Here is a 9,947-nt window from a genome sequence, read left to right on the forward strand (position 1 = left end):
GGGGAGACGTCGACGACGGTGGCGGAGATGGCGAGTGCTGCCACGACTCCGACGACTGGCAGCGCCCCGGTCTGCAGCAGAGGAAGCGCGAGCGGGATGACCGCGGTGAGCAGCGCGGTCGACGATGCGAACGCCGAGGTGACGCCGATGACGTAGCAGAGGACGACGGCGACCAGCAGCGGTGCGCCGATGGTGATCGCCATCTCGGCGAGGTGGTCGATCGTGCCGATCTCTTCCATGAGCGAGATGTAGGTGACCATGCCGGCGACGAGCAGCACGGTGGACCAGCTGATACCGGCGATAGCCTCACTCTGCTTGGACAGGTCGGTGAAGGCGAGGATCGCACCGGCCGCGATGGCGACRAAGCTGATCGGCATATGCAGCACCAGGACCAGCACCAACACCGCGGCAATCAGGACGAGGGTGAGCTTCTGGACCCCGGTGACCGGCTGCACGTCGTGGTCGGTGACGACCTCGGTGCGCGGCGTCCGGATGAGGACCTGAGTGCCGCCCCCGCTGGACGATTCGCCGGCCGGCGTTCCCCCGGGACCCGCGGTGGGGGTGCTCAGCGCGCTCCCACCACCGTCGGAGTCGATGCCGGCGCTCGAGCCGGTGGCGGAGAACTCGAGGTTCCGTACCCGGGCAAGGACGGCGTAGCCGACCACTGTGAGGACCGAGAGCAGCAAATTGATGCCGTAGCTGGCGAAGAACAGGGTCCAGGGGGCGATCGTCAGGCCGCTCGACTCGACGATGTCGCGGACGAGGACACCGGAGACCGAGATTGGGGAGAACGCTCCGGCGTGCGCGCCGTTGATGGTCATGATGCCCATTACCAGCGGACTCATCCGGGTCCGGGCGGCGAACGACATCGCCGCCGGGGAGATCAATGCGACGGCCGCCGGGCTGAACGTTCCCAGGGCCGTGAGCACGGAGGCGCAGAAGAAGAACACCCACGGGACGATCGTCACTCGTCCGCGAACGCCGCGTATACAGGCGTTGACCAGGAGGTCGATGGTCCCGTTCTTCTTCGCCATACCGAAGAAGTAGGTGACGCCGATGATCGTCAGCACGATCGAACTGGGGAACTCGGCGAGGATTTCCTTGTCGTCGTAGCCGAGGAGGAACGCCCCCACGACGAAAGCGCCGATGAACCCCAATATGCCGATGTTGATGGGGAAGAAGGTGGCTATCACGAACATTGCCACCAACGCGATCAGTGGCAGTATCTCGATGGAAGTCATGGGCGTTCTTTCGGTTCGCTGCGGGGCGGATCGAACGGCGCCTGGTCGGCGGCCGGTCGCGACGGACAGACGTGAATATGGGGCGGAGTCACGCGATGTAGATCGGGAGCTGTCACTCCCGCAGGCGCTGTACGCGGTGCACGACGCCGCCCGAGGTGACTGTCGACGGCGTCGGCCGCCCACCCCGCACCGGGTTGCAGTACCTCATCGATGCCGGCCGACGGGAGCCGCAGTGAGCGCACTGGGCGACCGACGGGATCGACGGGGCGATTCGGTGCCGTGATCCCGGGTGGTGAGGGAGTTGCGATCGTCTGCATGTCACATCCTTCGCTTGATCATTACCCAGATCACACTATGAGCGGGTTATGTTTATGACAATGTCGTATTTCTACGGCGGGGTTTAGCAGGATTAAAGGCTTGTGAGAGGTATCGATGCGCAACTCGTTCGATGTAGTGACACTGTTCCTGCTCCTCGACATTGCCGAGGCCGGATCCCTCACCGGCGGCGCCGAACGCGCCAACGTCACGCCATCCGCCGCGTCGCAGCGCATCGCCAAACTGGAACAGGAGATCCGTCAGCCGGTACTGACCCGCCTGCCTCGCGGCGTCCGGTTGACCGAGGCCGGTGAAATTCTCGTCACGCGTGCGCGGCTGTTCCGTCAGGAAATGCGCGCTGCCCGTGGTGACTTGGAGGCTCTGCTGGGGCTCGAGCGCGGCACCGTCCGACTCGGCTCCTTCCCGACCGTCAGCGCCTCACTACTCTCGGACGCGCTGAAGGACTATCACGCCCACTGGCCCGGCATCGACGTGCGGGTCCAATCCGCGGTCCGCCCGCGACTGTTGGAAATGCTCCATTCGAGCGAGGTCGAAATGGCGTTGCTCTGGAGTTACGACTGGACCGAGGAGACCGAGAAATCCCTGGCCCTCATACCGCTGATGGAGGACGAAACGGTCCTGCTCGTCCCGCTCGAGGGGCCGTACATCGACAATGTCGCGGTGGCATCGCTGCGATCGGCGAAGTGGATCATCCGCAACGCAGACCACCCCGCCGCCGAAGTGCTTTACCGTAGCTGCGAGACGGCAGGGTTCACCCCGAACGTCGTCTACGAGGCCCATGACTACCAAGAGATCGAAGCGATGGTCGCCGCGGGGGTGGGCATCGCCATGGTTCCGCGTCTGGCCGTCGCACACCATCGCCCGGACGTCCGCGCTGTGCGATTTCTTCCCACCGACCGGGTTCCGACACGATCGATTTACATCGCTTCGCTTGCGCGTCGGCAGTACACCCCGAGCATGCATGCCGTCTCCCGGGCGCTGCACGACGCCGCCGACACCATCATCGCGCGACGCTGACTTTCGTCTCCGCCCTGGAGTGAGGACAGCTATAGATGCAGCCTCGACCAGCCGAGCCAGTCCAGCCGGGATCACCAGGACGTCGTCCGCGTTGTATACCTGCGTGCCAGCGCACGAGAATCTGGAGCGAACTCGCCCCTGCCCGAGATCCTACGAGTTCTCGCCCGATCTTGCGGACCGCCGCCGAGATCGACGCGACGATCTGATCGTCTCGCACAACATCAATCTCGCGCGGACGGTGTCGCACAACATCGGCATGCTGTTCCGTCGTCATCTTGTGATGTTCGGTCCGCGGGAGGTGCTGCTCACCAGTGAGGAGCCGGTGGTCAAGCAGTTCCTGTGTGGTGCCCGTCAGCCCACGCGGATGCCGTTGTCGGCGAGGAACTCGCGGGCACGACCCAGTTGACGGTCGGTGGCGAAGGTGTACCACTGGTCGGTGAGGCTCTCCTGGTGGACGAGGTCGCGGAATAGGCCGAACGCGCCCTTGCCCTCGATCGCCCGCTCCAGCCGCTCCCGTAGCGCCGAATCGTGTTGCCGCTCGGCGAAGGCCGCCATGTCCCGCCAGCCATCCCGCGAGCCGGTGCGGTCGAACCGGAGCCAACGGTCGGGCTCGGTCTCCACGTCGACGGCGGCGTCCTCGCCGACCATCATCGGATCAGTGCTGCTGGCGTCGTACACCTGTCCGGTGCGCAGGTCGAGGTAGCCACCGGTGGACATGCCCAGATCCCCCTCCAATTCGGCACCGAGCATCTCGAGGTCGACTGGCACCACCCGCCCGGCCAGCGGCTCGCCGCGCAGACACGCGAGCAGGTCCTCGGCCAGCACCCCGTCACCCGCGCCGGCGCGCCAGGTCAGCCGGTTGATGACCGACACCGCCACCGGCTCGGCCTGCTCCCGTCGCTGCTTCAGTGCCATCGGTATTCCGGCCCCTACCTGTTGCAGCGCGTCGTCGACGTCATGTCCCCGCACCGCGGCGAGGAACCGGGCGGCATCTGCTGCCGCGATAGCGGCGCGCAGCTCGGACACATCGAGTGCGGGCACCTGGTCCTGTGCGGGCCACGCGTGCAGCAGCATCGGGTGCGGATGGCTCGGTCTGCGCGGTGCTCGGCTCTGCCCGTCGTCGTCGGACCACCGGCGCCCGTACTGATCCGGGATGGCGCCCCACCCCCAGTACGGCAGAGGCTTCCCTGGCGTGATCCCCAGCACTTCCAGGGGGTCGACCTTGTCGCCGCCGATCACACAGCGGTGGGTCCAGTCATCACCCAGGTCAAAGGTGAACTGGAACTCCGCCCCGGGCCCCAGCAGCCGAGCGACTTTGGCCGACTCGATGTCCACCGCCTCGGTGATGGGCCCGCCGAGCGACTCCACCATCTCGGCCCCAGTCTCCGTGTCGGTGACCATTCGTCCATCGGCAAGGGTGAACATCGACAGGTGCGAGCGGTCCCACCGGGCGAAGGCGTCGTTGATCGCATTCGCGAGATCCAGGAAGGTATGCGACGGTCCGACCGCGAAGACGCGGCCGGGCCATGGCCACAATTCCTCGCCGCGCCCGCCGAGCAGCTCCACCGTCACCGACCACCACGTTCGTGCCATTCCTCGAGGATGGCATGCGGGCCGCGGCGCCGCCTGCTCACAGCCGCAAACCGCACACAGCGTGCTGCACCCGGTGCAGTCGGTCGACGACGGCGGGCATACGCGGTGGCTGTGCTGGTCGGACATCGCCCGTGTCACGGGCGCGATGGCTCATCCTTCGATGGAGCTGGAGACAATGCTCGAATTCGCCCGAAGGGATACTTCCAGTCGACCCCCATCGTCCCGGATCGGCGGTCGCCGTGTGGCGACGCGGCGATCGTGAACGAGGCGTCCAGCTGCTCGAACAGGCGCTGCAAATCGACCTCAAAGTGAACGACCGGTTCAACGCAAGCCTGTGTCTGCAGGCGCTGGCATGGATCGGGCATCGGAGGAGCTCAGCCGGTCTGTGGGAAGCGCGATTGTCGTACTGCCCAATTTGAGTGAGTACCAGAAAGCCTGTGAAGGCGCGACGCAGCGTGCCTCGAGTACGGAGGCTTATGCATCTGCGCATCGTGACGGCGCGGCGTTGGGTTTCGACGCCGCGGTCGCCTACGCCTTGGGTGAGCAACTTCATCCTCCGGAGTCGATCCCTTGCGGTCCCGCCGCGCACCTGACAAAGCGTGAGCTGGAAGTTGCTGATCTGATTGCCGAGGGCCTGACGAATAAGGAGATCGCTGCTCGCTGGGTAATTTCCCCTCGCACCGCTCAGGGGCATGTCGAACACCTACTTACGAAGTTGGGATTGACTTCACGCGCGCAGGTCGCGGCATGGGTCGTCGAAACACGCAGAGAAAATTCTGTGGCCCATGTTGCGGCGTTGGTGGCGGTGATGATGGTCGCTGCCTCCTGCAGCACCGCACCGCAGTACACGGATGCGAACATCGAAACACTGCCCTCGAATGCAGTAGGAACCGTGTCGCTCGGCGACCGCGCGGTCGAAACCTTCCGTGGTCGGACCCTGGTGTTCGTCTTCGACGAGAGCGGAAACGTCCTCGGCCGTTGGAAAACGGACGCATCGGCGGCAACCAGGTGGTGCCTTACACCACAACGTAGTCACCGCCTGCTGCCATGCAGTGACCACACACACCGACACCGCCGCATCGATACCCCTCTCACCGAGCACACCCCGTGCATCGATATGAAACAACCCAAACAACGTCTCGGCTGGTCAGGCCGGTGTGAGACGGCACTGAACCGGTGTGGGAACGGGCCGAAAACCGCCTGCAGGTAGCCTTCACTGCATGGATGCGGTGAAGATCGACGCAATCGAGCGTTACCGCGCTGTCAACGACGCTGCGGCCACGCCCGAATTTCGTCTGCCCGCTCATGCGTTCCGAATGCCTTTCGAGAGGAGCAGAGAGTTGTCGGTATCGAAGCCCGAATCGAAAACCAGAAACCCGGAGAAAGGGTATGTCGCCCTTCTGGGTTGGAGTTTGAATGCTATCGAAGCTGTTGACCGTTTCGACAGGCGATATCTCGTCGTCGCGCCCGATTGGGCCGAAGATTATTGCAAGGAACACGGAATTCCGTATGTGCCGTGGAATTTCGAGCGATTGAACGATCGTTCAATGGAGATCGCCGAGACGCTGAAGGCGAAAGGTGTCGACGTCGCGATCCCACTGTTCGAGGAGACCGTCGAGTGGGCGGGCGCGATCAACTCCGTTCTTCTCGACAATCCACGACTCTTCGGCCAGTCTCTGCTGCTGCGCGACAAGGCCTTGATGAAACGTCGCGCCCAACTCGGCGGCATCCGCGTGGGAATCTTCGAGGAAGCCCACGAACGCGACGACGTCATCCGATTCCTCAAGCGAGTCAACCAGACATTGCTCAAGTTGGACGGCGACCCGAACGATCCGATCCATCTCAAAGCCTTCGACAAGGCCGGCAGTCTCGGGCACCGGGTGATCCGCACCCCGGATGAGGTCGACACCATCCCGGACGAGGAGTTCCCGGTCTTGATGGAGTCTCATCTGGACGGGTGGGAGTTCGCAGTCGAGGCATGGATTCACAACGGAAAGATCCGCTTCCTCAACATCTCGGAGTACGTGACCCTCGGATACTCCGTGTTCGTCCCGGCCACACCGGAGTTGGAGAAGTACCGTCCGGAGATCACTCGTCAGATCGAGAAACTGATCAAGACCTTCGACATCGAATTCGGGTTCGTTCATCCCGAGTACTTCGTCACCAGCGACGGAGAGATGTACTTCGGAGAGGTCGCGTACCGTCCGCCGGGCTTCAAGGTGTTCGAGTTGCTGGAACGTGCCTACGGGTTCAACGCATATCAGGGCCTGGTGCTGGCATTCGATCCCAAGACGACGGAAGAAGAAATCGAGGACTTCTTCCCGAAGGAAGTGGTGGACGCCAAGGGGCATGCCGGCTGTTTCGGTGTCTATCCACGACGACGCGTCGTCAGCCAACTGTGTATGCCAGAGGAGACCGAGGACCACATCTATTTCGAATCCCACGAGCTCACAGCGCCATTGGAAGAGACGGTCACCAAGCGAACTGCATTCGGCACGCATTGGGGACTCCTCCACTTCTTCGGTGACGATCCCTACGAGATGCGTGATCTACTGAAGAAACAGGAAGAACTCGACTTCTACGTTTGAGTCGAGCAGGTCCGTTCATACGTGAGGATCCCCGGTTGAAATCGACCAGCAGCGATACGAATACCGACAGCACGACGTTGGAGAAACGTCTGGCCGGGCTCGACGATGCCACCCGATCGTTGGCAGTGACCCGCGATTTCGGTAAACACGTCAAGCTACGCCCGGTGCTGGACGCCCTGCGTCTGGTTCTATTGCAGCCGGGGGGCGCCGCAGCGGTGCAGGCCCGCGCGGCGGACCTGGACGAAGCGGGCCTGTTCGTCGGCACCGACTGGGCCGAACCACAGATTCTCATCCCGGCGCTGAGCACCGGAGCATTGAGCAGCGCCAATGCGGACACGGTGGTACTGGAGGCCGTCAACGAATTGCGCCTGCTGGCCGTCGCCAAGGGCGAGTATGCGCACCCGTTGATCTCCGCCGAGCAAGCCAGGCACCATCTTTCGCAAGTCCTGGCCGTCAACATGTCGCTGTTGTTGACGCCCCCCAGCGAAGCGGAGCGTGAACAACAGGGACGCCTGGCGCAGGCGACCCGGGCACTGTTCCGTCATCTGGGACAGGGCGTCGGGTACGACAATATCCTCGAACACCTCGTGGAGGAGATCTGGAGGATCCTGCGGCAGCGGCCAATACAGGTCGATCAGGTCAAGCAGATGATCACACAGATCGCCGTATACAGGAACAGTCCGGACATCGAACCGGGTGCCAGCGGGGTCGGCGCCGATCGTCTGATCAGCAGTCTTTTCGGCACAACGGATGCCTGCCGGGAAGACCCGGGCGTCGATGTCTACCGCAGTCGCCTGGAAGCAATGGACAGCAGCGGCCTCCAGTACGAAGCGGCCGGATTCGCGCGCGCAATGCACGACACCGGACTGGTCTCGCCGTACCACGCCGTACTGCTGCGGTACCTGCTCGAAAAAGGGGAGTACCTGATCGGGGAAGCCCTGGGGCTGTCCAGCACCGGCCGCGACTGCCTGCTCTGCTACCACGACCTGGTGCGCAGCCTCATCGACAATGCGGTCCATATCGAGACCGCCCAATGCATCTACGGTCTCGCGTTGATGCTGGAACGGGGCATTCTCTATCAACCGGCCGTCGCCCCCGCCATGTGGCGCCAACTGGCGCAACCACTGTCGGAGTATTCGCGGCAACGCCTGACCCGGACCTTCGGGCCGACGCTGGACGCTCGGGCTTGGCTGTTGTCCGGAATGCTGTCGATCCTGGGCTTGCCGCTGGGAGTGGGACAAGGCGACAACCCGACGTGCCAGTCGGCGAGGGCGCTGTCTATGTGGGCGTACAACGATCCGGACTACCTGCTCCAAACCCTGGTGTGGGCGGCACGGGACGACGAGATCGTCATGCATTTCGAAGGGCAACCGATTTCGTCTCGCGACAGTGCGTCCGGTGTTGCGACCGTGCTGCCAGTCGACCTCGACCCGGTATCGCTGCTCGTCGTGCCGCACCTCGACCGCATCTACGCGGAGATGGGGAGGCGGTGCGCCGACCGCGAAGGCGACCCGCACCGCTGGGTCAACCCGGAGTTCCACGGCTGGTGGTCGGGCCGCGGGTTCCGTATCAACGTGGACGTGCCAACCGGCAAACTGACCGAACTCGACGAGTTCCTTCGTCATTTTTATGCCAGCTATCACCCCTTCTACAACGGCAACCAACCGCTCATTCACCCCCAACCGGCCGGTATCGCTGTCACCGACAGCGCCGCCCGATTCATCGGCTGGCATGCGATCACCGTGCTGCGGGTCAATTTGGACCCGCAAGAGGTGATGCGCGKTTACTTCTACAACCCCAACAATGACAGCGGACAGGACTGGGGTGACGGCGTCGTCGTGAGCACCGCAGGTCAAGGCGAAAGATTCGGCGAATCTTCGCTACCGTTCGAGCAGTTTGCCTCCCGGCTGTACATATTCCACTTCGATCCACTGGAGCCAGGCGAAGTAGCTGGGGTCACCCGAGGCGAGCTCGATCGCGTGGTGGGGCACATCCACCGCAGTTGGGGTGCGGATCGGCTGCCGGAACTCGAGACACACGCAGACTGTTGACTCGACTTCACGCCGCAATCATGGTGCCGGTCCGGACGATGCCCGGGCGTGCAYGGATCAGCCTCTTTGGCGTGCGCTCACCGGCCTGCTGACGCCGTGTCTGTTCTCGAGTTAGGTTCGTGCGGGCAGATGGCGACCCCGAGCCTTCCGCGTGGGTACAGATCCGGATCCACGTTTCACCCTCGCGAACGAGCGGACGTTTCTGGCCTGGATCCGGACGTCGCTAGGGCTTCTCGCGGCCGCCGTAGGGTTCCAAGCCTTTGGGGCCGAGTTGGTCGGCCCGACGGTCCACACGGTGCTGGTGATCGGAATGCTCGCGGGTTCCGCTGCGCACGGTGACGCATGGTCCGAGCAGGAGGATCGATGTCGCATCTGCTGGCGGTGCGGGGCGGCGGCTCCCACAGTTGGGTGGGCGCCGCCGGGTCCGCCGGCTCCCACAGTTGGGTGGGCGCCGCCGGGTCCGCCGGCTCGGGCAGGTGAGCTCAACTGCCGAAGAGGGTGCCTAGTTCGCTGAGGTCAGGGACGAGTGCGGCGGCGGGTGGTGCGGGGTCGACGCTGGGCACGGTGACGACGGTGGAGGCTTGTTGCACGGTGTAGGCGGTCATCGGGAACTGGACCAGGTATTGCTCGATGCCGGGGTAGTTGGAGACCCACATGGCGGGGTCGGTTCCTTCGCGTCCGCAGGAGGCGAGGGCGACGTAGGAGCCGTCGGGGACGTCGGTGACCGATTGGGTTGTGGTGCCAGGTGGTATGTCGTCCTGCTGGTATAGGGACTGCCCGCTGCGCATGATGTCGTCGAGCGGTGGGAGTACGCCGCCGGGTGCGGCGGCGAGGGAGGTGGTGCAGCCGATGGTGGCGCCGGTGTTGTTGGTGATTGTGTTGGTCACGGTCGATCCGGTGACGCTGAAGGCGTAGGTGACGTCGGTGGCTTCGGCCGCTGATGCCGGTGCGGCGGTTGCGATGGCGAGGGGGATGGCCGCGGCGGCGTGGAGTGTGGTGTGCGGGCGGTCGTGCGCATGTGGTGGTCCTGTTCGTCGGGTGGGTGGTGCTGGGTGCATCGTGCAGGAAAAACCGACTGATTGGCATTGTTTTGGTGACATCGGGTCGACTTCGTACCCGAG

At 64.0% G+C, this 9,947-nt stretch carries 7 protein-coding genes and 2 pseudogenes; 6 read left to right on the forward strand and 3 right to left on the reverse strand.

Going from position 1 to position 9,947, the window contains the following annotated elements:
• On the reverse strand, window positions 1-1,241 hold a 1,241-nt coding region (locus AC1D1G_RS35615; RefSeq protein ID WP_477955783.1), incomplete at its 3' end, for an SLC13 family permease.
• Between the two features lie 432 nt (window positions 1,242-1,673).
• Between AC1D1G_RS35615 and AC1D1G_RS35620 the strand changes: the two genes are divergently transcribed.
• A complete protein-coding gene (locus tag AC1D1G_RS35620; RefSeq protein WP_477955785.1) occupies window positions 1,674-2,594 on the forward strand; it encodes a LysR family transcriptional regulator in 921 nt (306 codons plus the stop codon).
• A gap of 179 nt (window positions 2,595-2,773) precedes the next feature.
• A pseudogene (locus AC1D1G_RS35625) lies at window positions 2,774-2,940 on the forward strand (ABC transporter ATP-binding protein); the annotation flags it as partial.
• A 5-nt stretch (window positions 2,941-2,945) separates the two neighbouring features.
• Here AC1D1G_RS35625 and AC1D1G_RS35630 read toward each other — a convergent pair.
• Complete coding sequence (locus AC1D1G_RS35630) at window positions 2,946-4,187, reverse strand: UPF0158 family protein (protein WP_477955786.1); 1,242 nt, start codon at window positions 4,185-4,187, stop codon at window positions 2,946-2,948.
• Window positions 4,188-4,572: 385 nt separating this feature from the next.
• On the opposite strand from AC1D1G_RS35630, the gene AC1D1G_RS35635 reads away from it, so the two are divergent.
• The 4 genes and pseudogenes from AC1D1G_RS35635 to AC1D1G_RS35650 all read left to right on the forward strand — a co-directional run.
• Window positions 4,573-5,397 (forward strand): response regulator transcription factor, encoded by an 825-nt coding sequence (locus tag AC1D1G_RS35635; protein ID WP_477955788.1) that lies wholly within the window; start codon window positions 4,573-4,575, stop codon window positions 5,395-5,397.
• A gap of 106 nt (window positions 5,398-5,503) precedes the next feature.
• A complete protein-coding gene (locus tag AC1D1G_RS35640) occupies window positions 5,504-6,775 on the forward strand; it encodes an ATP-grasp domain-containing protein (protein ID WP_164061463.1) in 1,272 nt (423 codons plus the stop codon).
• A 35-nt stretch (window positions 6,776-6,810) separates the two neighbouring features.
• Complete coding sequence (locus AC1D1G_RS35645) at window positions 6,811-8,826, forward strand: hypothetical protein (RefSeq protein WP_477955789.1); 2,016 nt, start codon at window positions 6,811-6,813, stop codon at window positions 8,824-8,826.
• Between the two features lie 151 nt (window positions 8,827-8,977).
• Window positions 8,978-9,151 (forward strand): annotated as a pseudogene (locus tag AC1D1G_RS35650) (YidH family protein); the annotation flags it as partial.
• Between the two features lie 157 nt (window positions 9,152-9,308).
• Here AC1D1G_RS35650 and AC1D1G_RS35655 read toward each other — a convergent pair.
• Window positions 9,309-9,884 (reverse strand): hypothetical protein, encoded by a 576-nt coding sequence (locus tag AC1D1G_RS35655; protein ID WP_477955791.1) that lies wholly within the window; start codon window positions 9,882-9,884, stop codon window positions 9,309-9,311.
• Between the last annotated feature and the right edge of the window lie 63 nt (window positions 9,885-9,947).

The sequence above is a fragment of the Rhodococcus sp. P3_B8 genome, from assembly GCF_056402775.1.

Excerpts from the sequence above, each read along its gene's own strand:
- AC1D1G_RS35620 (WP_477955785.1), top strand. The coding sequence starts at position 1,674 with ATGCGCAACTCGTTCGATGTAGTGACACTGTTCCTGCTCCTCGACATT.
- AC1D1G_RS35655 (WP_477955791.1), bottom strand. The coding sequence starts at position 9,884 with ATGCACCCAGCACCACCCACCCGACGAACAGGACCACCACATGCGCAC.
- AC1D1G_RS35640 (WP_164061463.1), top strand. The coding sequence starts at position 5,504 with ATGCCTTTCGAGAGGAGCAGAGAGTTGTCGGTATCGAAGCCCGAATCG.
- AC1D1G_RS35630 (WP_477955786.1), bottom strand. The coding sequence starts at position 4,187 with ATGGCACGAACGTGGTGGTCGGTGACGGTGGAGCTGCTCGGCGGGCGC.